This is a genomic window from Methylomonas sp. AM2-LC, from assembly GCF_039904985.1.
Lineage (GTDB): Bacteria > Pseudomonadota > Gammaproteobacteria > Methylococcales > Methylomonadaceae > Methylomonas.
On the sequence record NZ_CP157005.1, the window covers coordinates 3798490 to 3824426 of the forward strand.

Consider the following 25937-nt stretch of genomic DNA (forward strand, 5'->3'; position numbering starts at 1 on the left):
GCCGGGCTAAAGCTACATGGATGTATTTACGGCGTCTTCTGCAAGGAACTCCAGCACTAAAAACTGAATAGCTGACCAGATGCAATAACTTAAGTGAAATTATTTGCGTCCCCTTGCCATTCTTAGCTCCCTTGCCCAAAACAGTATCAAGAGATAGAAAACTGTTGTGGTAACTCGCCCCAAGGGTTTTACTAAAAAGCCAACCTCACTATCAGGCTGGAAAAATGGTTCATTTAAGCAAGAACCAAGTGGCTAGTAATAAAGTTGTTGTAAGTAAAACCATAGCAACCCGCTATTTGGACTAAAGCGTTCAAGTATACTGAAGAAAATAGGCCAAAAAATTATTAGGCTTAGCTGCAGCCTATAAATCCACATACGCCATCAAGTCCTGCAGCTCTTTAGCATCCAGTTCGTAGAAAGAATGGGCGCGGACGCGTTCTGGCAATACCACCTCACCGTATCTTACCCGCATCAAACGGCTGACCTTTACCCCTTGCGATTCCCACAAACGTCTGACCAAACGATTACGCCCTTGTTTTACAGTTACGTAAAACCATTTGTTAGCGCCCTCACCTGCGTAAAAACGTAGTTCGTCAAAGTGTGCTGGGCCATCTTCCAGCTCTACGCCAGTGCGTAAGCGCTGCAGTATGGACTCATCCACATCGCCTAAAATACGCACTGCGTATTCACGCTCTACCTCTCGCGATGGATGCATTAAACGATTGGCCAGTTCACCATTATTGGTAACTAGTATGAGTCCAGAGGTATTGATGTCCAGCCTACCCACCGCTATCCAGCGTCCTACCGGAATACGCGGTAATTGGGTAAAGATTACCGGACGACCTTCAGGGTCCCGACGGGTAACTACTTCGCCGACGGGCTTATGGTAAACCAATACTCGGGTAGGTTGTTCCGCATATTTATCCCATTTCACCACGCGGCCATTGATGAGTAAATGATCCCCCGGTTTTAAATGGTAACCCAAGGTGATGGCTTGACCATTAACTGTTAAGCGTCCCTCTGTAATCCAACGTTCAATTTCACGTCGTGAGCCTAATCCAGCTCTAGCCAACAGCTTTTGTATGCGTTCGCCATCGCCACTCGTACCCGTGGCGGTATAACTCGTGGCTGACTTGTACCTAGCCGCCGGCCTAGCTCTAGCCGCTGGCTTAGCATTCTCGGAGCCAGACCCGGCAGATGAGCCTCTTTGCTTAGGGCTAAACTTGCCGGGCTTGGCGTCCTGCGTCTTAGAATTCTTGCTCTGCGGAGGCGTCATTTTGCGGTCTTTCACTGTTGTCCTGCTGTAGTTGCTGTGTGGGTGCCAAGTTAAAATCGATAGTAACCAGTTCTTCCATAGTTGGCAATTCGGTGACTGAGCTTAAATTAAAGTAATCTAAAAATTGTTTGGTGGTGCCAAATAAAGCGGGACGTCCGGGCACTTCTTTATGAGCAATCACCCGTATCCATTCCCGTTCCAGTAAGCTTTGAATAATACCGGAACTGACACTGACCCCTCGAATTTCTTCAATTTCACCGCGTGTTACGGGTTGACGATAAGCGATAATGGCTAAAGTTTCCAGTGCCGCCCGCGAATAACGCGCAGGTTTTTCTTCAAAAATTCGGCTTACCCAATGTGCCAAGCCTTCTTTTACCTGAAAACGATAACCGCTGGCCAGTTGCTTTAAGCCAATTGGTCGAGGGAGGTAATCTTCACTAATCGATACCAGTGCTTCTTGAATTTCCTGCATAGGCGGCTGTTCAAGTTCTGGAAACACTTGCTGAATCTGTTTGACTGTCATAGGGCGATTAGCCGCAAACAAAATAGCTTCTACGATGCGCTTAGTATTCACGCCTCCTCCAGCCTTTTGTAGGGATAATTCACCGATTTGTGAAATGTGAATTCTGAGCTGCGGCTGCCAGTGCGTTTTGCCACGCAAACCGCCCGGCAATTTTGCCATTGCATGACGTTTGTATACAGGCAATTGAGGACTATCCACTGACCAGTACGGGTTCCAGTAACGCGCCTGACGCAATTGCGCGGGTAACACCACCACTTTACGGCTGCCAATACGACTGTGCTGTACCTGACTATGCAGCGTAATAGGTTGCCAAGCTTGCGCCACACGTAGAACTGCCGGCAATTTAATAGCGGGTCGGCGTGGTTTAAGTAGTGGAGCCACCGGTTTTGGCTTACTACGTCTGGGTTTTGACTTTGCTGGTTTAGCATCAACAATTTCATCGCTTAGCGCCGTTTGTAAATCTCTATTTGCAACACTGCTTTCAGTTGGCGCTACGGGTTCTAACGCTGATTTCTGCGTAGGGTGCGGACTGGAAGATGTCGATAATTCCTTCTTTGCTGAGCTCAAGGATGGCAAGAAACGCGACAACCACGCCGTTTTTTCCTTCGCTTCCGGTAAATAGCGCTGCGAAAGAGAGGTAATCTGACCTGTTAAGTTTTTCCAAAATGGTTGCCATTCGTTCACGGACTGATAAGGGTTCTTTAGTTATTTGATGGTGGCTAAGTTGCTCGACACGTTTTAGTACATCCTGAAACGCCAGCAAAATTTCCTTTAGATGCACATCAGCTAAGACAGGCTTGCCTGTTACGCTAGACACATCTACTGAGACCTCAAAGGTGTCGCGTTCGTTTCGGGGTAATAAATCCAATTCTTCAGCGACTTTCTTAATCGCTTCATATTCTTGCAGTTTACGAATTAAAAACGCTCTGGGATCGTCCTCTTCTTCTTCGCTCTCCGGTGGCCTGGGTAATAACATACGGGATTTTATCTCCGCCAGCAAGGCTGCCATCACCAGATATTCGGCAGCCAGTTCCAGACGCAACTGCCCCATTATTTCTATATATCCCAAGTACTGGTGAGTAATTTGTGCAATAGGGATATTCAGAATATCCAGATTCTGCTTACGAATCAAATATAATAATAAATCCAGCGGTCCTTCAAACGCATCCAGAAAAACTTCCAGTGCATCGGGTGGAATGTATAAGTCATCAGGCAAGGTTGGGTAAGGTTGACCTAATACGCGTGCCAACGATACGACGGGTTCATCAACGCTCTCAGCAGACAAATTACATTCCAGCTAAACTAAAAAACAGTTGCGACAAATTAAACAACGGATAGGCCAAAATGCTATTCAAGACATTGGTAGCCAACAATACCAGTAAAATTATAAAACCATACTTTTCCAGCCGATTGAATTGCCAAGCCCAATAATGAGGTAATAAACCCGATAAGATTCGACTACCATCAAGCGGTGGTATGGGCAATAAATTCAGCAGCGCCAAAATTAAATTAATGTGGATACCCGCCGAGCCCATATAGATTAACGGCATGGAAACAAATTCGTATTCATGATACATCATTCCTATTCTGGCCAACAAAGCCCAAAATACCGCCATTAGCAGATTGGATAGAGGTCCCGCCAGTGCCACCACCATCATAGCTTTGCGAGGATCTTTAAAGTTACGCGCATCAACCGGCACGGGTTTTGCCCAACCGAATATGAAACCCGTAAAAGTTATGAGCATTAAACCAGGTAGTATGATGGTACCAAATATATCGACATGTTTGAACGGATTCAGTGTTAAGCGACCTTGTAAAAAAGCGGTTTTATCGCCAAATTGTTTGGCAACCCAACCGTGAGCCACTTCATGAACTGTAATCGCAAACACCACTGGCAACAACCAGACCACAATACGCTGCACCAACGATAAATCTTCCATCCGCTTACTCCAACATCGGTGCAATACCGATGCCTTGTCTGACAATTTCAAAAATATTATTGGTACACGCAATAACAGTAGTGGGTTGGTATTCGACAATACCACCATCGATTATTAAATCCAGCTCGTGTTCCAGTTTTTCGCGGATGTCATAAGGATCCATCATTGCTTCTTCTTCGCCGGGTAAAATTAGAGTGGAACTCAGCATGGGTTCGCCTAATTCTTCCACCAATGCTTGTGCAATGCGGTGATCCGGTATGCGTACCCCGATGGTTTTCTTTTTCGGATGCTGCAAACGCCGAGGCACTTCTCGGGTGGCATCCAATAAAAAAGTAAAGGGCCCTGGAGTCAATTTTTTAATCAGTCGATGGGCATCATTACCCATTTTGGTAAACGTCGAAACCTGAGATAAATCGGTACACAACAGGGTAAAATTATGATCGTCTTCCAGACGACGGATACGCCGAATAATGTCCATGGCCTGTTTATCACCCACTTGTGCGCCCAAAGCATAGGAAGCATCTGTAGGATAGGCAATGACACCACCACGCCGAATAATATCCACCGCTTGCTGGATTAAGCGCGGCTGTGGATTTTTAGGATGAATTTCTGAAAAAACGGCCATCGTGAAAAGTACTGCTTAAATAGTGCGCATTGTACACTGATATAGGACAGGAAAATATCGATAGTCGATATTTGACAACTAAACTACTAAAACTCATGCTTTCAATACTACCTAAAACCTCGAAATGAACAGGTTGAAGAACGTGAACACGCATGAGTTTACTGAATTTTAACCATTATTTTTTGATATAAATACCCCAAAAACCATAAAACAATAGCTCCAGCGAAGGTTGGAAACACTATAAATTGCCAGTCTGGATGTGTTAAAAAAATAATCACCGCATTTGAACCTGCTGGTGGATGAACGCTTCGAGTGATCAGCATCATAACCAAAGCCGTACTCACAGCAAGCGCCATGCACCACCAATGAGGACCAACAAAGTTAAGAAACAGTAAACCTATGGTAGAACACAATAAGTGTCCAACAAATAAGTTGCGGGGTTGAGAAAAGGCGGCCTCTGGAAAACCAAATAATAATACGCAAGATGCACCAAAAGAGCCTAATATCCAGGGGTGGCCCGAAATTTCACTTAATATGGCAATTGCACTTATTGCTAAACACGAAGCTAACCAAACGCTGATAATTTTGGTAATTGAAGGTCTTGGTGGTTGGGCTGTTACGCTATTTTTGGTTTTATTTCTAAGCGTCATAAATACTGTCCTTCCATCCAAGTCCATTCAAAGGATACCGGTGTTAACACTGGCAACCCAATTTATCAAACGCCTGCTATCAATCTTTTTTAAATTTGGCCGCTTCTTCAGAGCCGCCAGTTGCGTTGCCTTTGCTATAGGAATGTGCACCCACACCTGCTAACTGGCCACCTTGCACAACCAGGTATTCATCACGAATAGGACGTCCTTCAAAATAGCATTCCAGAATTTCGCGAGTACCTGCTGCATAACGTGTTTGCGCGGACAAACTGGTACCGGAAATATGCGGTGTCATACCATGATTTGGCATAGTACGCCAAGGATGGTCATTGGGTGCAGGTTGCGGGAACCACACATCACCGGCATAACCTGCCAATTGCCCACTTTCCAAAGCATTAACAATCGCATCGCGGTCACACAGTTTGCCACGCGCAGTATTAATCAGATAGGCACCACGTTTGAAGTTCTGCAACGATTGTTCGTTAATCATGTGCTCAGTTTCTGGATGCAATGGACAGTTCAAGGTCACCACATCACACACTTTAGTTAAACTTTCCAGACTGGAGTGATAGGTAAGATTTAGTTCTTGTTCTACAGCTTCTGGCAAACGATGGCGATCCAAATAGTGTAATTTCACATCAAACGGTTTAAGCAGGCGCAGTACTCGCAAGCCAATACGACCGGCAGCTACAGTCCCCACATTCATCGCCTCCAGATCGTATGACCTGGCCACGCAATCGGCAATATTCCAGCCACCTTTGATCACCCAGTTGTAAGAGGGGATGTAATTGCGTACCAAAGCCAAAGTCATCATAACCACATGTTCGGCAACGCTATTACTGTTGCAGTAGGTCACTTCTGCAACAGTAATACCACGATCAATGGCAGCCTGTAAATCGGTATGGTCGGAACCAATCCCTGCAGTAACAATCATTTTCAGATTTTTGGCTTTAGCAATACGTTCGGCCGTCATGTAAGCGGGCCAAAATGGCTGCGAAATGACGATTTCAGCATCATGCAGTTCACGGTCCAGAACGCTATCATCACCGTCTTTACTGGAAGTCACAACCAGTTCATGACCGTTTGCCTCCAGATATTTACGCAAACCTAGTTCGCCCGAAACACTACCCAGCAATGCACCCGGTTTAAAATCGATTGCTTTCGGAGTAGGCAATGTTTGACCGTCAGGATAGCATGCAGGTTGCGGTAGATCATCACGTGCATAAGACGTTGGATAGCCATCAATAGGATCGTCATAAAGTACACAAACAATTTTAGCCATTTTACTTTTACCTCGTTGTTGATTGGATAACTGGACACAGTCTCAAATACACCATGTCTGATTGCTCCCGGCCGGGTAATAGCATTGTTGCTTTAAAGCTTATTTGCGTCTAATCGTTTCTAAATATAGCTTAATAACTCCCAGTTATTAATGAATCAAATCTATGTTGTAAATCCAGATTTTGCGCAATATTCCAAGCGGCATCCTGTATCGGTGACAGCAAATCCTGACGACGTACAATCAAACCTACTTCTCTTGATAACTCAGGTATTAAGGGTAGAACAGTTACTTCTTGATTTAACCCAAACTGACACAGCATACTATGTGGTACCACACTGTAGAGCCCAGCACTACGCACATGGGCGTATAAAGCAAACAATGAGTCTGTCTCCAGCATAACTTTAGGCGTAGCGTTAGCCTCGCGAAATGCGGCGTCAATCAGCCGACGGTTTTGCATATTTTGGGTCAACAAACACAAAGGAAAGTCGGCAACATCGCCCCAGCTTAAATGATTTTTAACCACTTTCAGAGCTGGATTACTGGCCAGAAGCACGTATCGCTCCCGGTATAAGGGTAAAACATTGAAACCTTTTAACCTGGGATCATCCAGATAAGTTAAGCCCAAATCCAACTCAAAACTATCAAGCTGACGCATTATTTCTTCGGCAGATAGGGAAACCAATTTGATGGCTATACCTGGATATTGCGTCTGACAGGGTGCCGTTAATAGTGGAGTCACAGGCAGAGTGGTGGGTATGGCCCCTATACGTAACACACCCGTCAGTTGCTGACTATATTGCACTGCGGCCTGGCGCATCCCTTCCCAGTTTTGCGCCAAAATACGTGCCCATTGTAAAACCCTCTCACCTTCTTCGGTAAAGCCCTGAAAGCGTTGCCCTCGTTTAATAAGAGTTATGCCCAGCTCTTCTTCAAAATGTTGAATAGCTGTTGATAGTGCGGGTTGAGAAACATGACTTATTTCAGCTGCTCGACCGAAATGTTCAGTTTTTGCCAGTGCCAATAGATAATGTATTTGACGAATGTACATACAGTTTGAAAACCAGGCAGTGGAGCGTTTGGACAGAAGAGTCGCCAGTATTGACTATAGACCAGCACGAATAGCCATCTCAGAACACAACCTTGGCAAAATTAGATATGCGATGTTTTAGGCGGATAGGGTTATCAATTAACCATCAGTCTTTCCGCAATTGTATCGTTATTTCCCAAATAATAGTAACCGTCGCCATGATTGACTACTCTTTGAAATGGCAAAGCATCAAGCTCATTGATATAAACTATGGCATGTGTTTTTATCAGGCAATAGATATCATCACCCTCTAGTAGAGCCATTTCTTGACAGGCACCCGGTGTAATTTCAGCCAACAATGTACCACCGCAATCAATTTGTGCGATTATACTTTCACCACAGGGAATGAGAGTGCAAATACGGCCCTTTACCTGGTTTTGTATGGAAATACCATTGATATAACTGCGTGATAATGCAATGTCGTTAGCACGGATTGAGACTTGGGTTTGACTACCAATAGCCAGATGTGGACGTAAAGGCATCGTTAATGGCAAGCCAAAACTATCGGCAATGCTGTATCCAGCTGATTGAGAATGCTGACGTATTGTGACTGTTAAGATATTATCAATCTGGCGAATACCAAGATAGCGCAAAATACCGGGTTGTTTGGCAACATCCCTTAGGCTACCTGTTTGTAGTATTTGCCCTTGCTCCAACACAATTAACCGATCAGTTAACTCCAGAATCTCACTGAGTGACTGACTGGCATATAACACAGGCAAACCAAATTCTTCCTGTAAGCGTTTCAGTATCGGCAGTAATTGTGCACGATAGCCATTTCCAATTGCAGCAAAAGTATCGTCTAACAACAACAATTTTGGTGATTTAAGTAGCGATCTGGCCAGTGCGACGCGCTGACGTTCGCCAGCTGACAGCATATTGATGGTGTAATCCAGAATCGAACCCAATTCCAACAATCCAATCAAATAGTCTAATTTAAACAATCGGCGTTGCTTAAATGTGCGCTTGTAAACATAACTGAGATTCTCACGAACGGTTTCAGCTAAATAAGCAGAGTCGATTTGCAAAACTGCTCCAATTGGCCTTTGCTCACGCGGCATAACAATGCCTTTACCACTATCGAATAAAATTTTACCATCCAAAATGATATGACCACTCTGTGGCTGTATCGTCCCTGCAATTAAATTTAGAATGGTACTTTTACCTGCTCCCGATTTTCCGTATAAACCAACACTGGTATCGTTTAGTGAAATTTGCGTAGTCAAATCAAAATGTCCGCGACGTAGTTTGACATTCATTTCCAACAACATTTTACCCCCAACACCTAGATCACAGAAAGTTACACCTAACAGCGAGTTACGGTGACATCAAGTCAAAAATGTGTTGGGTCGCATGGATTCGCCAAACCGATTCCAAAACATTTTTTATGCTGTTTAATTTTTTGTTATTATAACGCAAACTTCGATATATACAATAGAATACTACGCAATAAACTTGAGCTATTTTAATAGAGGCACATAGAGGGGAGATTTTTTGAGCTTACAAAAGCTTTTAAACTAACGACATGTTAAATAAAGTAAATGTCTATAAAAATCCAGACTGGATAAAGGCCGAAATTACCTTAGCTGAGACTTTCGACCATCGAATGATTTCACTACTCAGAGCAATCAATCACAGTGGCTCAATTAGTCAAGCAGCAAAACAGATAGAACTTAGCTATAGATGTGCTTGGCTATTGGTCGAAAAAGCCAATACTTTTTCGTCACAACAGCTGATTAATTGTTCTAAAGGTGGAAAAAACGGTGGCGGCGCTTGCCTAACCAGTTCTGGAAAGGCGCTGTTAGCCTTGTTTAGCCGACTGGAAGAACAACATAGCTTATATTTACAACGAGTTAATCAATGTTTAAATGGTGATGCTTTTGCACAATCTCTGTTAGAACCGTTGAACATCAACACCAGAAGTTATAATAAACTATTTGCTAAAGTGATTCACTTACAACCTAACCTAGAAGATACGGACATTATTGTGCAATTATACGGGGGCGAACGAGTTGTTGCTTCTTTGAGCTTGGACGAATTTGAACCCTTAAACTTAAGTATTGGCAAAACAGTTTTACTATTGATTGGCAACGAAGATATTGATATCGCAAATGCGTTTGACACGAGTCAGTTTTCAACACGTAATTCTCTGCATAGTTCTATAGTTGGCCTGAAACTACTGGCAGGAGCTTATGAAGTAGTATTGCGTGTGATTGGCGGCGATACCCTGCGTACCATAGTAACGGCAGATAGCGTGGAAAACTTGAAGCTTAAACCCGGCATATCAATTCGCGCTTTATTTAAAAGTTGTGATGTAATACTTGCAGTTAAAGATGATGGTCGCTAAACGGTATGCATGGATAGTAATCAATAGCCTCGCAACTTGAGAGAGTGTATTTATCAGGCTCTAGGCAACACTGAATAAAAGTTGTTTGACTGTGAAAAACTTAAGATTTATACCCAAAAGCATTTTTAACAAGTTTTGAGTCTAAAAAATCTAATTAAAAGCAAATCTCTTAAAAACAGCAATAAGAAAACAGGATTTGTTGCTAAATATCGCCTAACTAAACGGGTTTCGTTCATCAAGCGGTAAGCCCATTCAAGACCATAACTCTGCATCCAGCGTGGAGCACGTTTAAGGTGTCCAGAATGAAAGTTAAATGCGGCTCCAACACCCAGTTGCACAGGTACATTTATACGATGCAAATGGGTCGCTATCCATTTTTCTTGTTTTGGCGCACCTAACCCAACCCATAAAAAATCGGGATTAGCGGCATTGATTATATCAACTAGTTGTTGATCTTCTTCTTCGGTTAAGGCTCTGAACGGCGGCGAATGCCAACCTACTATTGCAACACCCGGATAACGTTGTTGCATTGCGTCCACTAAATCGTTCAATATAGGCCCAGTACCACCCAGAAAAAAATGTGTCCAATTTTTGTTGCGTCCTTCGTCCAGACATTTCAACATCAAATCCGGCCCACACAAACGGCTTGCAGTAGAATCACCCTGTACTAGTTTGGCGTACCAAACTAACGGTAAACCATCCATAGCATTGAAAGATTTATGGTTAATATTCAGTAATTCTTTATCTTCCAGAGTGCTGACCACCGTATGCACATTAGCAAAACAAACCTGATGTGAAACTTTTGAAATAATCCACTGCTGAAATAGATTAAGTGCTTGATCATAATTCAGATTAGAAAACTTTATACCCAGAACATTGGTAGATGAACCAGGTTGTATCCAAATTGATCTTTGTGTCAAACGAGCAATCAGTAACATACCCGTTAATGCAGCACTGAATAGAAATATCGGTGAAGGCAAAGGCACAGGTGTAATGTCTAAAGCAGAAGCACTTGTAGTGTTATTTGCAGCAATCTGGCTAAATGATTGCGCATTGACCGAATAGATAAAATCTTCACAGGCAACATTAGATACGTTGAGTGCATCGGCTACACAAGGTTTGGCAGAAAAATTTGTATTCTGATTATTTATTGTATAAGAACTAAACAATAGTTCAGCACCGCTTTCTACAGACTTTACATTAACCAAACCCACAGATGTTTCGAAATAATAACTACCCTGTTGCCGTGTGGACTGATCTACAGACAAGCCCAAGTTTATGACATGACGGATGTCCGCATAACCTGGTATTAGAAAAAAAAGAGAGGAGAACAATAATAAAAACTTTAAGTCTTTGTAAAAATATGTATTTTTTCTCACTTACCCCCCCTTATTTTTATATAGTTATCAACATCATTGCATGTTTAGATACTGTTACATTTAGGTTATTAAATTACCTGAGCAACAATCTTTACCCTGCCATACATTAATTCGTTATGATTATTAAAACATATCGACTATAAAAGTCAACGCACAATTGGCAACCAGAATGTATTTTTCTGTTTATGACGCGCATCAAACATTGCGTATCTTGGTTGTGATTATAATCACATTATATGAAGATTTCATTACACAGCGTTTTTCAGGAGAAATTTTTAACAGATTCCACTCAATTTTAAAAAATGCTAAATAGCTGACAGTTGAGCATTTGATACCGAGTCATCTGGCAAAAGAAAGCAATGATTTGAATATAAATACCTTACTCTATGAGCGCAACCGATTTCACCTGCACCCAAAACTCTTTCCCAACAACAACCTGTAAATCAGCTGCGGCACGCTTAGTTAGTCGGGAGATCAAAATGCTATCACCTATCTGAATACGCAGCAATGCCAAACCAGGATGTTCATCATTTGCCATGGATTCTATGCGTCCTCGCAAAATATTCTGAATACTGCTTGGTCCAGGATGCTCTTGCGCCAAGCTAACATCTCTTGCCAACACTCGCACTCGAACTTTGCTGCCGATGGCTAGTCCATGATCTCTTATCCATAAACTGCCACCGGGAAAATCAATTTTAGCCAAACACCATTGTGTGTCGATCATGGCAATTCGAGCCGCCAGAATAGCCCCAACATCTTCACCCAAACGCAAGGGTAAATCCAGCCGCGCCAATGTTTCCAGCAAAGGACCGCTTGCTAATATTCTACCCGCCTCCAGAACCAGCAGATGATCCGCTAGACGAGCCACTTCATCCGGCGAATGACTAACATACAATATAGGAATATGCAGTTCATTATGTAATTGCTCCAGATAAGGCAAAACTTCCTGCTTTCGCTTAATATCCAAAGACGCCAAAGGTTCATCCATCAATAAAATACGTGGATTGACAGCCAATGCACGTGCAATTCCCACGCGTTGCCGCTCACCGCCGGAAAGCCGATCCGGCTTACGATCCAGCAAATGACCAATACCCAACAGCTCGACAGCTTGCTCCAATCCGACCTGATGCTGCCCAGTAATGCGTTTTATGCCATAGCGCAAGTTTCCCAGTACGGTCAGGTGCTGAAACAGACTGGCTTCTTGAAAGACATAGCCCAACTGACGTTTATGGGTCGGTATCCAAATATCCTCATCCTGCCAAACTTCCCCATTGATCGACAAAAAACCTTGCGTAGCCTGTTCCAACCCAGCAATACAACGTAGCAAGCTGGTTTTTCCTGAACCGGAACTACCAAACAAGGCAGTGATGCCATGACCGGGAATTGAAATATCAATATCTAGATTGAAGCCAGTCCAATTTAGTTGAAAGCGGGCTTTGATATCATGACTGTTTAGTCCACTTTCTGCTTCGAGCGCCATATCTGAAGTACCCATAACATCAGGAAAGAAAAAATTAACAACACGGCAGACAATTGGTGTGCTTGCGTATATTCCAAAGCCTCAACATGATTATAGATTTGTATGGATGCAACACGAGTAACCCCTGGAATATTACCCCCCAACATCAGCACCACACCGAATTCGCCAACGGTGTGAGCAAAAGTTAACACACCTGCAGTAAAGAAACCCGGTAGCGTTAAGGGTACTACAACGCTAAAAAAGGCATCTAGTGGTGAAGCGCGTAATGTGGCGGCAACTTCTAAAGGCCTGTTACCAATAGACTCGAAGGCATTCTGCAAAGGTTGCACCATGAACGGCAAAGAATAAACCACTGATGCAATAACCAACCCGCCAAAACTGAAAGGTAACATAGTCATTCCAAAAGTTTTGGTGAGATACCCAATAGGGCCATTGGGACCCATTGCCAACAACAGATAAAAACCCAATACGGAAGGAGGCAACACTAACGGTAAAGATACCAATGCGCCAATCGGACCTTTCCATCCTGTTTGGGTACGGGATAACCACCAAGCGATAGGTGTGCCAATAACAAGCAAAATCAGCGTAACTAAACTTGCCAACTGGATAGTCAGCCAAATGGCCTCCAAATCGTTATCAGTCAATATCATGGCTATTATTTCCTTATCGTAGAAGCTCAAAATAAGCGATCAGCAAGGTATTGCACAACTATACAGTTTAAATAGCCGACCTTTCAGCTTGGGTTTTAGCCACCTTATCGCGTAAATAAACCGGCAATGCCTGTTCTACATCGACAGCCTGGCCATTAGCAAAGCCATAGGCGCCCAATTGCGCTACTGCAGCAGCATGTGGATGGACTAGTGCATCGATACCTAACAAGCGCTCGCCAATATTTTGTTGCAGTATATCCGCATAGACACCCCAACCCGACCCGACGCCAAAACCAGAACGATCTGGAAAAATAATATCTGTAGCCAGAGTGACCGCTTCTTCACCAGTTAACTCGGCTAAACCCAGTGCATTTCTTTGAAAAACACCCCAAAAAATTTCGCCCATCCGTGCATCCATGGCTGTAAAAGCCAATTCGATTTTAGGTTGTTGATTAAAGAAATATTGTGCAATTGCCGCCAGAGTGGAAACAGGTACTATAGGCAAATCGGCACCCAAGGCGATACCCTGTGCCACACCCGTTGCTATGCGTACACCAGTAAATGAGCCAGGGCCACGACTCAAGGCAATAGCCTGTAATTGCTGAGGCTTTAATTGCGCATCCGCCAGCAATTCGTCAACCATAGGTAATATCAGGCGTGTATGTGCTTTGGGGGTAAGCGCAAATTTTTCTTGTATGTCGCCATCGATAAATAAAGCTGCTGAACAAGCATCAGTGGAGGTTTCCAAGGCTAGAATTTTCAAGTACCTTCCTCTTCGGTAAAAAACTGCTGTACGTCTTCTATTAAGCGACTGCGTTGCATGGCCGGTACACTATCCAAAAACAGCTGTCCATAGGTACGTTTTAGCAAGCGCGGATCACACACCATCAAAACTCCTCTATCATTGACATCGCGAATTAATCTACCGACCCCCTGCCTTAACATAATAATAGCGGTGGGTAGTTGATGCTCGAAAAAAGGGTTGCGACCTTGTTTTTCCATGGCACTTAAGCGTGCTTTCAATACCGGATCGCCTGGAGAAGCGAACGGTAATTTATCAATAATCACACAAGACAAGGTATCACCCCTAACATCCACTCCCTCCCAAAAACTGGCAGTCGCTAGCAGTACGGCATGTCCTAGTTCCTTAAATTGTTCCAGTAATACGCCCTTGGAACGAGTACCCTGTACCAGCAACGGATATTTGATCTTACCTTCCAGTAATTGTGCAGCACGTTGTAAGGCTTTGTGACTAGTAAACAGAAAAAACGCACGACCCTGGCTGGCTTCTAGTACCGGTATGACAAAATCCATTATTTTATCGGTAAACTCTGGATCGCTGGGTTGAGGCAAACCTTTGGGGTGATAAAACAACGACTGCTGTTGATAATTAAAAGGACTATCCCAGCTTTGACTGAGTGCGCCACTTAAACCCAAATTTTTGGAAAAATGGCTAAAACTATTTGCCACACTGAGGGTCGCAGAGGTAAAAATCCAGGTAGCTTTGTGGCGCTGCATAAAGCCACGAAACTCTTTGGCAATATCTAATGGTGTACGACTTAAGGTAAAAGACTTACTATAGGTTTCGTACCATTTAATCCATTGTCCATCCTGATCTTTGATTAGAGTTTCCAACTGCGCATCCAACGCTTCGCAACGATTAAAACAGGATTCCAAGCCTTTACTGCGAATGGAAGCTCGCTCCAGTTGCTCGTTAAGACGCGCCAATTGTTTTTGCAGAGACTCCAACGCACCAGAAATCTTGGGATTGGTTTCGATGTCTTGCCATTCGCCGCGCCTTAACTCCAAACCAAACGCCAGACGTAAATCTTTTACTTCCAGCTGCAAGTCTTCGCAAGCAGAACGCAAGTCTGGCATATCTTTGGCATCGGTAAAATATTCAGCCAAAGAGTCATCAGCTAACTCAACCAATTGTTTACCACTCAGCGTTACACCTAAAAAATTAGAGGCAATATCTGCCAACTGATGCGCTTCATCAATGATTACCACCTCAGCATCCGGCAATAACTCACCAAAGCCAGTTTCACGAATCGACCAGTCTGCGCAGAGTAAGTGATGATTAACCACCACAATGTCGGCTTCTTGAGCCTGTTTGCGCGCTTTAGTTAAAAAACAGTCGGCATAATCTGGACAATTTTGCCCCAGACAGTTATCGGCAGTAGACGTTGCATGAAACCAGATGGGATCACCATCGTTCACATCCGCAACCTCAGAAACATCACCGGCTTTAGTGCGTTGTGACCAAGTTTTGATTTGCGCAAGTGCAGCAGCATCAGCCTGACTGTAACCAAATGCAGCATGCATGGCTTGGTCTAAACGGTAAGTACAAAGATAATTTGCCCGACCTTTTAATAAACTGGCTTTAAAAGGTGTTTTACTCAAGGCTTTACGAATTAACGGCAGATCTTTGTTGAATAATTGATCCTGCAAATTTTTAGTGCCGGTTGAGACAATAACTTTTTTACGCGACAAAATAGCTGGAACAAGATAGGCAAAAGTTTTACCCGTACCTGTACCCGCTTCTGCGATTAGATTTTGTTGACTATCAATAGCAAAAGCAATTTTTTCTGCCATTTCAATTTGAGCGGCACGAGGGATATAGCCATTTACAATTTCGGCTAGAGAGCCATCGCAGCCAAAAAACTCAGCTAAATTACTCACTGCATTGCTTACAGATAAACAGAAAAAAACCTAAAAGCATCAGTGTCCAAAAAAGCTTTCTGCTTTGGCTAATGCTTCTTTGGCTGCTTCATAATGATGTTGCCTTTGACGTGCATCGGCAATTAATAACCAACTTTTTCGTTTGAGATCAAGATTGCTACCCGACAGCAAAGCTGCTTTACCCGCTAACTCTTCGGCAAGTTGAGGTTTCGATTGCTTAAGCCTGAGTTGCGCTAGTTTATAAGTCAGTGTCGGGTTACGTGGATCTATGCGTAATGCCCGCTCCATTCCGACTACCGCACCATCAAGATCACCCGAATTTCGAATTCGATCTGCATCGGTTACCAATGCCACAATAGCTGGAGAGCTGCCTGCAGGCATACTGGCATCTTCCAAAACAACGGGCGTGGGAGAAGATGTGGGTGGCGTTACCAAATTGGGTAAAGCGTTTAATTGCGGATTAATAACGGGTGGTACCACTAATTCTGGAGCACTGCTTCCAGACGGTTGAACTGGAGGAACAATCTGAGGTATTGAGGGTACAGCAGGCACCTGTGGAACTGTGGGTACGGGAACATCAACAGGCGCGTTTAGCAAAGGCTCTGCACGTATCGCGGGTGCAGTTGGCTCTACTTTAAAATTACCTAATCCATTATCTATAGGGAAAGTTTGCGGCCCCTGAGGAATTTTTTTAACCTGTGGTTGCAAAGGTTGTTGCGCCGGAGATTTCTTTTTTATTTGCGGCTGAGGCTTGGCTGTCGGCGGTACTACCCCATCGGGATAGGTGGTACAACCAACCATTAAGGACACAGCCAAAAAAGCCATTATGGTTTTAACATTCATTTACAACACTCTAAAAAAATTCAATATCATCATTTTTTTCGACAACAGCTTTGGTCTCGGCTTCAGCCAAAGCCAATGCTTCTTGCATGCTTTTACCCTGTAAAATGGCATCAAACATTATTTTTTCTGATTCCATTGTGTAATGGCTACGAATTTCTGTTTGAAAATTATGCCATTCTTGCGGATTGTAGAGACGTTGAGGGTTATCTATGATACCCGATAAACCTTGTAAACCTGTAGACACATGACTGAGACATTGCTGTAAGCGATCATAGAACTGAAAAGCCACTAGAGATGAATTGATTTTTTGTTGTGTGGATTCACAATAAGCCAAAGCGCTACTTCGCACTTCTGACGGAGCATCTTCTAACAGAATTTTATGAATGGCATTCATGTCTGCTACCATGCAGGCAAAGGAATCTGTTAAAACATTGACAGACTCATCGCTCAACTTCATAGTGTTTTCCATCTGAACAACAGACACAGCCAGCAACTTTATTGTTTCTCTGACTTGGCTCCAATCCAAATCAGGCAGAGCTGATACTGAAGAATTCATAACGTTATATACCCAAATAATTTAAAAAATCAAGGCCGGAATCGCGTAAAAAACAGAACAGTTGAACTTGCGCTGCATAAACTTTTTTAACTTCTAGCCTTTAAACAATCACCCCATTCTAGTGCAATTGACATTTTAATACAATCTTACGCCCCCTCCAGCAGCCTTAAGGATTTTTATTGCTCAGCACTGCTAAAATCGAAGCTAAATAATGACACGTGTGTTTAAGGAAAATACCTGCAAACACCTACGCTAAAATGATGTTATTGAACAACTAGGCGCTCTTGTTGGCGAAACAATACTCAGCATAAGTCTATACAAAATATTTCACGTGTCTTAACAAGAATAGCTATAATATAAGCTCTGCTATACCTGATAGTAACTTAGTAGCTAATTTTAGGTCAGATCGTTTAGAATGCGCTCGATTTTTTGATTGCTCATCAATAGTTATTTGACCATAAAGCTTATAAGTAGTAACTATTGTGCAGCGCGTTACCGGGTTGAAAAATAGCTACTCAATCCATATTTGTTTTTCTCAAGACCTATACGAGGCCTATTAATGGATTATTTCGATTTAATCATCGGTCAATCGCCAGCTTTGGAATCATTAATACGTAGTGCGCGTATGGTTGCGGCAACCGATGTGACAATTTTAATCCGTGGAGAAACCGGTACCGGAAAAGAAGTGCTGGCTACTGCCATTCAGAAATCAAGCCCTAGAGCGAATAAACCTTTCATTACCCTAAACTGTGCGGCGTTACCCGAAGGTTTGGTTGAATCTGAATTATTTGGTCACCGTAAAGGTGCTTTTACTGGAGCCGTAAGTAATAAAGAAGGATTATTCCAATCTGCAAATGGTGGCACCCTGTTTCTGGATGAAATAAACTCTTTACCCTTAGCAGTACAAGGCAAGTTATTACGTTTTATGGAATCTGGTGAGTGTCTGGCTGTTGGTGAAACAAAACCAGAACATGTTGATGTGCGTATCATCGCAGCAACCAACGCCGATTTAAGCATAGAAATTCTGAATGGTAATTTTCGACAGGACTTATATTTTCGATTAAACGTGATTCCTCTGGAATTACCTTCATTGGAACAACGTAGCGAAGATATTGAAGCCTTATGCAAACATTTCTTTAAAAATTACGCAGATACCCATCAACTGCCTAGTTGCGTTTTTAGTCGGCAATCCATTAAAGTTTTACGCGATTATAGCTGGCCTGGAAACATTCGGGAATTACGTAATCTTTGCGAACGCTTAAGCATTTTATTGGCTGGAAAAATCATAGAACCCGAAAACCTGCCGCGAGAATTTGTAAGGAATATTGAAACACCAACAACAGATAATTCCATTGTTCTACCCAAGGATGGTGTACAACTGGATAATCTGGAAGCTGATTTAATCTATCAAGCCTTAGCCAGAACACAAGGTAACCGAAGCAAATCTGCACGTTTGCTGGGCATATCCAGAGACGCCCTGCTCTACCGTATTCAAAAGCACGGTTTATCTACCCACTAAATGTCTTTACAGACAAATAGGCTATTCTAAGCCACTGTCCTAACTGCTTCATAGCCGGAGTCCACAGACGGTTTAGAGTTAGGCGGCAATGTTTGTTCAAAATAAGCACCCTGTACCAGCGCAAAATTGGCTATTCTGCCCAAACCTGCCGTCTTTTTATCTTCGACATTGAACAAAATACTTTGTGCCGTGATGGAATCTACCAAAGTACTGAGTTGTTGTAACTTTTCCAGTAAATGGCTATCGCGAATTCGATCCAGATTTTGCGCCGATAATCCTACAAAGTCTGGCGCAGCTCTATAAATGAGTTCCATTGATGATTTTTCTAAGCCTTGATAGTCAAATTTCAACATCAAACGGTAACCACGTCGCTGGTAATTACTTAAACCTTTCAATAGCGTTTGGTAAACTCTGGCATAGGCATTATTGACTGTCAGCGCGATAGCCACATTCTCGGTTTGCAAACCACATTTTATGATCACCTCCTCAAAGTAAGCACCATGATCTTCCTTTACACCCAAGATATGCCGGGGATCAACATCCAACACTAACATTTCATCTAAATGGGATTGTGGTAAATAGTTAAGCATATGTACAGCACGAGATAAACGATCAAAATTCACAATAGATTCGGTATGACTGATTTGATCTGGCACAATAACTGATAACTCTTCCTGCAGGGCATATTGACCGCAAGGTATTTGATTGGCCGATACCGACAACTGCGCAGCATGTCCGATAATATGTGAGGTACTTAAGGTTTTTCGTATTGGCGAAAGCACACTTCCAATTTTTACCGGACCAAACAAACCATAAACACTATTATTCTCCAGAATAAAAGGGCGAAACTGGGCATGATGTTCCTGCTCAAGACGGTCATTAAAATATTCGACTAATTGTTGCAAAGGCATAAGACTTTTCCGTGTAAGATAAATTTCGACCTCAGTGACTGCTGATCGAAACAAAAACTTTAAAGCAGTGAATTAAAAAAAGGGCGGGATTGATCCCGCCACAAATACGTCCATGTCAGCAAGGAGGAGCTTTAGCAATTTCCAAAATTCACCAACTAACAACCGGGGGGTTGGTTGTTGGATGTCATATTAATGTCATTAAAGCAATAAATAAAACGATATGTTTAGAATTTTATATCTGATAAATAGATAACATATACGGCTTAAAGGTTACAAAGCGGTTACCGTAATGGACGGCCCTCAGGAAAAAAATTAGCTGTAGCCGAACAGCACACACAGTGCTAACAAGAAGGGTATTATTTAGGATATGCCAAAGAAGTATCGCGATTGAGAGAACTCACGACAATGGCACACCCCATAAAAGCTAAGAGTTAAACTGAGTAGTTAAAATACCCGCACTACACACCCTGCCAACTCAAGTGAGTTGGCAGGGTGTAAATTAAGTTTTAGAATGATATTGTTACACTGGGACTGATATCTTCATCATAATCAATACCTTCGACACCAAAGCCAAATAATTTTAAGAAATCAGCGTTGTAGGCATTGAAATCCGTTAACTCTAACAGCGTTTCTTCGGTTACCTGCGTCCAAATAGCTTCTACGCGTGCCTGAACTTTAGTGTCGAGTTCTTTTTCATCAACCCGATAACGATTGGCACTGTCAATCCGCGGCGTATTGCTATACAAGCACTCGCTATACAGACGTTGAATCTGCTCAATGCAATGCTCATTTGTGCCATCTTCTTTCATGATTTTAATCAGAATTGACAGATATAAGGGCATTAAAGGAATGGCTGAACTGGCCTGTGTCACCAAGGCTTTTAATACAGCAACATTGGCTTGACCTTTTAAATTTTGTAATTTGCTGGCAATAACTCTGGCCGCGCGATCCAAATCTTCTTTGGCTTTACCAATAGTTGCCTGACCATAGATAGGCCAGGTTAATTTGTCGCCTAAATAGGTATAGGCGACTGTTTTTACACCGTCAGCTAATACATCGGAGGCTTTTAAAGCGTCTATCCACAACTCCCAGTCTTCACCCCCCATAACCTTGACTGTATCGGCAATTTCTTCCTCAGTGGCAGGCAATAAGGTAATTTCATTCAACTTCAGTTTATCGGTATTTAGATTTTTTGAGGTATATGCCTCACCAATGGGTTTAAGCACCGAAGAATAGACTTTACCCGTCATAGGATCGGTACGGCGAGGCGAAGCCAAACTGTAGACTATCAAATCGATTTTACCCAGATCAGCTTTAATTTTTTCAATCACCTGATTTTTTATGTCAGTGGAAAATGCATCACCATTCAGGGTATGTGCATATAATTCTGCTTGCGCAGCTGCTTCATGAAAAGCAACGGTATTGTAATAACCAGCTGAGGCGGTTTTTTCTGAAGGTGGCTGTTCAAAGCAAACACCCAAGGTTTTGGAACCATAGCCAAATGCCGCGCTTATTCTGGATGCCAAGCCGTATCCTGTGGAACAACCTATTACCAATACGTTTTTAGGCAGAGTATTATTGGCAGCTTCTTCCTGTTTTAACGTTGCTTTAATATAAGCGATTTGCTCGTTTACATTGGCTTTGCAACCAACAGGATGGGCATTTGTGCAAATAAAGCCGCGAACTTTTGGCTTAATAATCATAGATTAACCTTATATAGAATGTGATCGAAAGCGTTTGATTATGCAATCAAACCGAATGTTCAAATCCTATTATACACCAATGAAATAAATCGAATTTTGGCTAAATTGCTGTTAAGTATTTCTGAAAAAACGCTATGTCTGATGAGTCTGTATTATGCTGGAAGAGATTACTAAAAATTTACTGCAATCATTACCCCTAGCGTTTGCAATAATTTAGTGCATCACTGAACACCCTGCTATTGAGAACGCCGTATCGGATGCTCAATACAATAGCAGGTCGATACTTGCTAAATGACTAAGGTTTATGGCAATGTCAGCGTATCGGATTCTAACCAGTTTATGGTCAGGTCTAAAATGCCAGTACTCACATAATTACCGCTTGCATTTGCACCTTTTATCCAGCTGTATTGGCTGGATGCCGCAGAAACGCTACCTTGAAAATTACCACTGGAATAATCATGCGCGCCTTCCAGGGTAATATTTCTTGGTGCCGAGCCTTTCAGTTGAGCATCATCCAAAAACACAGTAATGGTTTCGGCAGCCGCGTTAAGCACCGCGCCACCTTTAGTAGTTACTCTATTAGTGGCTTGATAATAACCAACTTGCGTTGTACCTTGAAATACTTGTCCAGCATCATATTGCCATAAGCCAGCCGCATCATTCACATTTTGTAGCGTATTTCTTTTGAGTACTAGAGTAGTTGAACCCGCCATGGACTCCATACTCCATAACAGCGGAACCAAAACTGCCATAGTCAGAAAGCCTTTTTTAATTTGATTATTTAAGTTCATTATATATCTCCAAAAAGTGAACAAATTTGTCATTATTGTTTATAGGTGGTTTGATAGTTACGTAGCTATTAAATATTCTTCGACATATTTAATTGAGAGACGTAACAATCACTTCCATACTGATTGATAAAGCGTGGCGAAAAAAATGGAACAGCCTTGAAAAAGTTATAAGGTCTGTTAATTTTTAACGCATAATTAATATAAATTAATAACAAATCGAATACCGTTAACTATCCAACGATCAAACTGTGTTATTAATCACTTGTTTTTGAGAGAGTTACAGAGGGCTTAGGGCGCATTAAATGCGCGTAGAGATTAATGAGCATTGGTTTTTATCGTTCAATAGAAAAAAGAGTCGTGTTGAATTAATACCGGTATAGAGCCAAAGGAATGCCTAATGCACAACATTAATTCTATTTACGGATTCAAATGAAACATTTTTGATGATAGAATCAGGTGAAACAGAAAAAAAGCTTATCAGTGTCGTTAGAGACCGAAAGAAAAATATCTGGGCTCCTGATAACTGGGTTAATTATCCCAATCAAAATAGTTGTGTATCTCAAAACGGGTTTGTTGCCGGCTATGTATCATTGATGGACTACATATTTTCTGTTCGCCATCTACGGCTATTTCAAGGCAATCTTATATCAAATTGCTGGCTGCTACGATACGTTGCTTATGAAAGTGTCCGGTATTACTTGATCATAACGAGGAACCGAAATGAAATATCGATTTTTACCTTTACTCATTACACTGTTGTTAGGTTTATTTGCATCTGTTGCGAACGCGGATGACAAATTAGAAGTATCAACAGCTTACCGGATGGCCGAAGCTGCGAAGTGTAGTTATTACACTGAAGGATTTTTGAAAACAGAGATGAGTGTCATCAAGTGTCTTCAAAATGCTACAAATTCGCAAGAACTTTCAAGAGTAACCGACAAGGATATTTATAGCTGGACTGAGGATAAGGACGGTTACATCCTTGTCAGCACTCAAAACGAAGTCATACTTGCCATGCGCGGCACCTTACCGCCGATACCCCATGATGGAGCGGATTTCATAACCATCAAGGATTGGCTAAACGACTTTTCTGCCTTGCCGGATAATGATGGTTTCCATCGCGGATTCATCCAGTCTTGGAATCACATCAAGACGAATTTAGAACAAGAAAAGGCCAAATCGTTTTTGGAGAATGCTTTTAAGGAAAACACCAATAAAAAATTCATGGTGACCGGACATAGTAAGGCTGGAGCTTTGGCAATCATTGCAGCGATTAAGATGTCCAAAAGTCAAGGATGGACCATGCGGGAACCTGATGGAGTTTATTCCTTCGAGGGCGCACGACCTCTTACGGCAAAAGGCGCAAAACCTTATGTAGGGAAACTTTCAAAGTTATATCGTATAGAGTACAAAAACGATATTGTTCCCTTGGTGCCACCCGGAGCTTGGTTGAAAAGCAAAGAAAATAAAATCCCACCCATTTTAGCCAACGTCTTTTCTGGCGTTAAGGATGATGCTTATGATTCCTTGGGACTGGGAACGTTATATTATATCGATAATGATAATAATATAACTATCGTCAAAGATGAGCATGCGATTCTCGCTTCTCGTATTCAAAATATTGCAAGCGTCTATACTAACGCTTTATCTCCAACTGAAGCATTCAGAGCTGTGGTTGCCAAACAGTTACCAATGTGTTTACCAGTGGAGAATAATCATACCGCCCATATCGACTATCTTCAGCTCAAAGTCGAAGGCAAAGATCTAGATTCGGGCGCTTTCGTTGCATCCAGTTGGGACAAATATTGTAATCTGGATACGCTTTCCGGAGCTGTGGTAAAAGATGCCATGCAAAAACTAGGCGATTTGTGCGTTGGTCCTTGCGATTTTCTTCGCAATTTCTAGCCAGAGCGGCTTTTTTTGAGCTACATTGCCAATTGCATTCCCTTCACAGCATTGTCAACAATATTTACCCAGTAGCACAGGGCCGGATTTTACACCTAAAGGATTACCCTCTATGAACAAAGCCAACCTGAAAAGCTAAGCTTCGCAAGTACGTAAAGATTTTATTGCCGCCATTACGGCAAATAATAGGCGCAAGTATTGCCGACATCAAATCTTCACGAACGTATTCTCGGAGTCTTCAGCCACAACCCCTGCAAGAAAAGCCCGGTAGCTAACTATTACGTTAATTTAACGCAACCGCCCCGCATCCCCTACCGCTACTGTCGGCAACTGCCAACTCCCCCCCAAACTTTTATATACCGCTATCAAATTTAAAGCAGTTTGTGCTTTGGCAACCATTAGCTGATTGCGACTAGCGTTGTAGGTTCGCTCTGCATCCAGCACATCCAGATAGGAGGTTAGTCCTTGTTGGTAACGTTCATCGGCAATAGTAAAGACATGCTGGTCTGCCGCAACGGCTTTGTCCTGAGCCTGAAAATATTTCTCCTGTTCAGTATAGGCTGTGTAACTGCGCTCTACATCGGCAAGCGCACTGAGTATACTTTTCTGATAGTTTGCCAACACTTCTTGTTGTTTGGCGTCTGCGGCATCCAGATTGGCTGCCAAAACGCCATAACTTAAAATAGGCCATAACACACTCGCCCCCATTCCCCACGACTTGCTACTAACATTCAGTAAATTACCGGCATTGGTATTAAATAAGCCAATAAAACCGGATAGAGACACATCGGGGAAAAATTTGGCTACCGCAACACCTTGTTGCGCAGTGGCAGATGCCAGCTTGCGTTCGGCAATGCGTATATCCGGACGCTTGGCGATAACTTTTGCGGGTGCCTCCAGTATTAGCTGCTTATCGCTCATCGGCACCGCTATTGGTGTAGCCGTACTATTCAGCAAGGCTTGGGTCGCCCCTGGTTTTTCTCCCAACAACACATCCATGCCATAATTTGTTTGCGCCAGCAAATTACTGAAATAAGCAATTTGTGCGCGATCATGTTCCTGCTGACTTTCTGCGCGTGTGGTGTCAATGCCTGGTGCCTCCCCTATTTTTACACGTTCTTGCATCAGCGCAGTAGTTTTCTGATCGGCCGCGTAAGTAGATTGGGCAATGTCTAATTGTGCTTGATATAGACGGATATCAATATAGTTACGCGCCACCTCAGCCAGTGTGCTAATTAAAATATCTTCATGCGAAATGGCAGAGGCTTCCAACTCTGCTTGCGCAGACTCTAACTGGCGACGATGCCCACCAAATAAATCCAGCTCCCAACTGGCATCAAAACCGGTTTTAAAAATATTGAACGGCTGTTTTACCAGTGTAGATATAGCCGTAGGTCCGCCACCACCACTGGGGAAACCCAATTGATTTGCCTGACGATTAGCGCTGCCCATTAAGTCACCCGTGGGTAGTAGCGCAGCAAAAGCAGAAGCACGGGCGGCACGCTCTTCGCTAATGCGTGTTTCGGCTATTTTAAGATCTGGATTACTGTGCAGGGCTTTTTCTATTAGCTGGTCCAACAGGGCATCATTAAAACTGTGCCACCAGTTTACTTCTAAATTGGCCTTTGTCGCTTGTGGGTTGTCTGCTGATAGCCATTGTTCAGGTACATTGGCTTTGGGCGGTTGATAATCTGGCCCAACCATACATCCATCCAGCATTAGCACCAGTAGAATTAGTAACGGGAGTCGAACTCCAGACAAGTTATTAGCATTGTTAGTCATCACTCT

Annotated in this window: 23 protein-coding genes; 3 read left to right on the plus strand and 20 right to left on the minus strand. The window is 42.8% G+C overall.

Annotation, left to right across the window (positions count from 1 at the left end; translation table 11 throughout):
- Positions 1–361: 361 nt before the first annotated feature.
- From rluB to ABH008_RS16895, 9 genes are all read right to left on the minus strand, one after another.
- Positions 362–1291 (minus strand): 23S rRNA pseudouridine(2605) synthase RluB, encoded by a 930-nt coding sequence (gene rluB / locus ABH008_RS16855; protein ID WP_347986775.1) that lies wholly within the window; start codon positions 1289–1291, stop codon positions 362–364.
- A complete protein-coding gene (gene scpB, locus ABH008_RS16860; RefSeq protein ID WP_347986776.1) occupies positions 1248–2366 on the minus strand; it encodes an SMC-Scp complex subunit ScpB in 1119 nt (372 codons plus the stop codon). The genes rluB and scpB overlap by 44 nt, the downstream gene beginning before the upstream one ends.
- Positions 2281–3084 carry a ScpA family protein gene (locus tag ABH008_RS16865; RefSeq protein WP_347986777.1) on the minus strand — a complete coding sequence of 268 codons (804 nt, stop codon included), beginning with the start codon at positions 3082–3084 and terminating at the stop codon, positions 2281–2283. Before ABH008_RS16865 ends, scpB begins: the two co-directional genes overlap by 86 nt.
- A gap of 1 nt (position 3085) precedes the next feature.
- Positions 3086–3739, minus strand: a complete 654-nt coding sequence (locus ABH008_RS16870) for a site-2 protease family protein (protein ID WP_347986778.1) — start codon at positions 3737–3739, stop codon at positions 3086–3088.
- A 4-nt stretch (positions 3740–3743) separates the two neighbouring features.
- Complete coding sequence (locus ABH008_RS16875) at positions 3744–4364, minus strand: L-threonylcarbamoyladenylate synthase (RefSeq protein WP_347986779.1); 621 nt, start codon at positions 4362–4364, stop codon at positions 3744–3746.
- Between the two features lie 158 nt (positions 4365–4522).
- Positions 4523–5014: an HPP family protein gene (locus ABH008_RS16880; protein ID WP_347986780.1), complete on the minus strand. Its 492-nt coding sequence runs from the start codon at positions 5012–5014 to the stop codon at positions 4523–4525.
- Positions 5015–5093: 79 nt separating this feature from the next.
- Positions 5094–6296, minus strand: a complete 1203-nt coding sequence (locus ABH008_RS16885) for an NAD-dependent formate dehydrogenase (protein ID WP_347986781.1) — start codon at positions 6294–6296, stop codon at positions 5094–5096.
- Between the two features lie 130 nt (positions 6297–6426).
- A complete protein-coding gene (locus ABH008_RS16890) occupies positions 6427–7344 on the minus strand; it encodes a LysR family transcriptional regulator (protein WP_347986782.1) in 918 nt (305 codons plus the stop codon).
- A gap of 134 nt (positions 7345–7478) precedes the next feature.
- On the minus strand, positions 7479–8642 hold the full coding sequence (locus tag ABH008_RS16895; protein ID WP_347986783.1) for an ATP-binding cassette domain-containing protein: 1164 nt from the start codon (positions 8640–8642) through the stop codon (positions 7479–7481).
- A gap of 266 nt (positions 8643–8908) precedes the next feature.
- Here ABH008_RS16895 and ABH008_RS16900 point away from each other — a divergent pair, with 266 nt between their 5' ends.
- The gene (locus tag ABH008_RS16900; protein WP_347986784.1) at positions 8909–9730 is read left to right on the plus strand and encodes a TOBE domain-containing protein; all 822 of its coding nucleotides are present in this window, start codon (positions 8909–8911) and stop codon (positions 9728–9730) included.
- Between the two features lie 125 nt (positions 9731–9855).
- Here ABH008_RS16900 and ABH008_RS16905 read toward each other — a convergent pair whose 3' ends face one another.
- From ABH008_RS16905 to ABH008_RS16935, 7 genes are all read right to left on the minus strand, one after another.
- Positions 9856–11109 carry a WecB/TagA/CpsF family glycosyltransferase gene (locus ABH008_RS16905; RefSeq protein WP_347986785.1) on the minus strand — a complete coding sequence of 418 codons (1254 nt, stop codon included), beginning with the start codon at positions 11107–11109 and terminating at the stop codon, positions 9856–9858.
- Positions 11110–11488: 379 nt separating this feature from the next.
- Positions 11489–12589 (minus strand): molybdenum ABC transporter ATP-binding protein, encoded by a 1101-nt coding sequence (gene modC / locus ABH008_RS16910; RefSeq protein WP_347986786.1) that lies wholly within the window; start codon positions 12587–12589, stop codon positions 11489–11491.
- Positions 12562–13239: a molybdate ABC transporter permease subunit gene (modB, locus tag ABH008_RS16915; protein WP_347986787.1), complete on the minus strand. Its 678-nt coding sequence runs from the start codon at positions 13237–13239 to the stop codon at positions 12562–12564. The genes modC and modB overlap by 28 nt, the downstream gene beginning before the upstream one ends.
- Positions 13240–13306: 67 nt before the next feature.
- Positions 13307–14002: a tRNA (adenosine(37)-N6)-threonylcarbamoyltransferase complex dimerization subunit type 1 TsaB gene (tsaB, locus tag ABH008_RS16920; protein ID WP_347986788.1), complete on the minus strand. Its 696-nt coding sequence runs from the start codon at positions 14000–14002 to the stop codon at positions 13307–13309.
- Positions 13999–15921, minus strand: a complete 1923-nt coding sequence (locus tag ABH008_RS16925; RefSeq protein WP_347986789.1) for an ATP-dependent DNA helicase — start codon at positions 15919–15921, stop codon at positions 13999–14001. The genes tsaB and ABH008_RS16925 overlap by 4 nt, the downstream gene beginning before the upstream one ends.
- A 39-nt stretch (positions 15922–15960) precedes the next feature.
- The gene (locus ABH008_RS16930) at positions 15961–16764 is read right to left on the minus strand and encodes a tetratricopeptide repeat protein (protein WP_347986790.1); all 804 of its coding nucleotides are present in this window, start codon (positions 16762–16764) and stop codon (positions 15961–15963) included.
- Positions 16765–16774: 10 nt separating this feature from the next.
- The gene (locus ABH008_RS16935) at positions 16775–17320 is read right to left on the minus strand and encodes a hypothetical protein (RefSeq protein WP_347986791.1); all 546 of its coding nucleotides are present in this window, start codon (positions 17318–17320) and stop codon (positions 16775–16777) included.
- 559 nt (positions 17321–17879) lie between these two features.
- Between ABH008_RS16935 and ABH008_RS16940 the strand changes: the two genes are divergently transcribed.
- Positions 17880–18839 (plus strand): sigma-54 dependent transcriptional regulator, encoded by a 960-nt coding sequence (locus ABH008_RS16940; RefSeq protein ID WP_347986792.1) that lies wholly within the window; start codon positions 17880–17882, stop codon positions 18837–18839.
- A gap of 26 nt (positions 18840–18865) precedes the next feature.
- Here the strand turns inward: ABH008_RS16940 and ABH008_RS16945 are convergent, their stop codons facing one another.
- The 3 genes from ABH008_RS16945 to ABH008_RS16955 all read right to left on the minus strand — a co-directional run bounded on the left by ABH008_RS16945 (position 18866) and on the right by ABH008_RS16955 (position 22244).
- Positions 18866–19750 carry a hypothetical protein gene (locus ABH008_RS16945; protein WP_347986793.1) on the minus strand — a complete coding sequence of 295 codons (885 nt, stop codon included), beginning with the start codon at positions 19748–19750 and terminating at the stop codon, positions 18866–18868.
- A 506-nt stretch (positions 19751–20256) separates the two neighbouring features.
- Entirely contained in the window at positions 20257–21453 is a 1197-nt protein-coding gene (gene fabV / locus ABH008_RS16950) for an enoyl-ACP reductase FabV (RefSeq protein WP_347986794.1), read from the minus strand.
- A 302-nt stretch (positions 21454–21755) separates the two neighbouring features.
- Positions 21756–22244, minus strand: coding sequence for a hypothetical protein (locus tag ABH008_RS16955; RefSeq protein WP_347986795.1), 489 nt, complete (start codon positions 22242–22244; stop codon positions 21756–21758).
- 720 nt (positions 22245–22964) lie between these two features.
- Here ABH008_RS16955 and ABH008_RS16960 point away from each other — a divergent pair.
- On the plus strand, positions 22965–24149 hold the full coding sequence (locus ABH008_RS16960) for an Mbeg1-like protein (RefSeq protein WP_347986796.1): 1185 nt from the start codon (positions 22965–22967) through the stop codon (positions 24147–24149).
- A gap of 288 nt (positions 24150–24437) precedes the next feature.
- Here ABH008_RS16960 and ABH008_RS16965 read toward each other — a convergent pair whose 3' ends face one another.
- Positions 24438–25931 carry an efflux transporter outer membrane subunit gene (locus ABH008_RS16965; RefSeq protein ID WP_347986797.1) on the minus strand — a complete coding sequence of 498 codons (1494 nt, stop codon included), beginning with the start codon at positions 25929–25931 and terminating at the stop codon, positions 24438–24440.
- Between the last annotated feature and the right edge of the window lie 6 nt (positions 25932–25937).

Excerpts from the sequence above, each read along its gene's own strand:
- ABH008_RS16945 (WP_347986793.1), bottom strand. The coding sequence starts at position 19,750 with ATGCCTTTGCAACAATTAGTCGAATATTTTAATGACCGTCTTGAGCAG.
- ABH008_RS16895 (WP_347986783.1), bottom strand. The coding sequence starts at position 8,642 with ATGAATGTCAAACTACGTCGCGGACATTTTGATTTGACTACGCAAATT.
- ABH008_RS16885 (WP_347986781.1), bottom strand. The coding sequence starts at position 6,296 with ATGGCTAAAATTGTTTGTGTACTTTATGACGATCCTATTGATGGCTAT.
- ABH008_RS16955 (WP_347986795.1), bottom strand. The coding sequence starts at position 22,244 with ATGAACTTAAATAATCAAATTAAAAAAGGCTTTCTGACTATGGCAGTT.
- modB (WP_347986787.1), bottom strand. The coding sequence starts at position 13,239 with ATGATATTGACTGATAACGATTTGGAGGCCATTTGGCTGACTATCCAG.
- ABH008_RS16940 (WP_347986792.1), top strand. The coding sequence starts at position 17,880 with ATGGATTATTTCGATTTAATCATCGGTCAATCGCCAGCTTTGGAATCA.
- modC (WP_347986786.1), bottom strand. The coding sequence starts at position 12,589 with ATGGCGCTCGAAGCAGAAAGTGGACTAAACAGTCATGATATCAAAGCC.
- ABH008_RS16875 (WP_347986779.1), bottom strand. The coding sequence starts at position 4,364 with ATGGCCGTTTTTTCAGAAATTCATCCTAAAAATCCACAGCCGCGCTTA.
- ABH008_RS16880 (WP_347986780.1), bottom strand. The coding sequence starts at position 5,014 with ATGACGCTTAGAAATAAAACCAAAAATAGCGTAACAGCCCAACCACCA.
- ABH008_RS16870 (WP_347986778.1), bottom strand. The coding sequence starts at position 3,739 with ATGGAAGATTTATCGTTGGTGCAGCGTATTGTGGTCTGGTTGTTGCCA.
- ABH008_RS16935 (WP_347986791.1), bottom strand. The coding sequence starts at position 17,320 with ATGAATTCTTCAGTATCAGCTCTGCCTGATTTGGATTGGAGCCAAGTC.
- fabV (WP_347986794.1), bottom strand. The coding sequence starts at position 21,453 with ATGATTATTAAGCCAAAAGTTCGCGGCTTTATTTGCACAAATGCCCAT.
- ABH008_RS16900 (WP_347986784.1), top strand. The coding sequence starts at position 8,909 with ATGTTAAATAAAGTAAATGTCTATAAAAATCCAGACTGGATAAAGGCC.
- ABH008_RS16960 (WP_347986796.1), top strand. The coding sequence starts at position 22,965 with ATGAAATATCGATTTTTACCTTTACTCATTACACTGTTGTTAGGTTTA.
- ABH008_RS16930 (WP_347986790.1), bottom strand. The coding sequence starts at position 16,764 with ATGAATGTTAAAACCATAATGGCTTTTTTGGCTGTGTCCTTAATGGTT.
- ABH008_RS16965 (WP_347986797.1), bottom strand. The coding sequence starts at position 25,931 with ATGACTAACAATGCTAATAACTTGTCTGGAGTTCGACTCCCGTTACTA.
- ABH008_RS16890 (WP_347986782.1), bottom strand. The coding sequence starts at position 7,344 with ATGTACATTCGTCAAATACATTATCTATTGGCACTGGCAAAAACTGAA.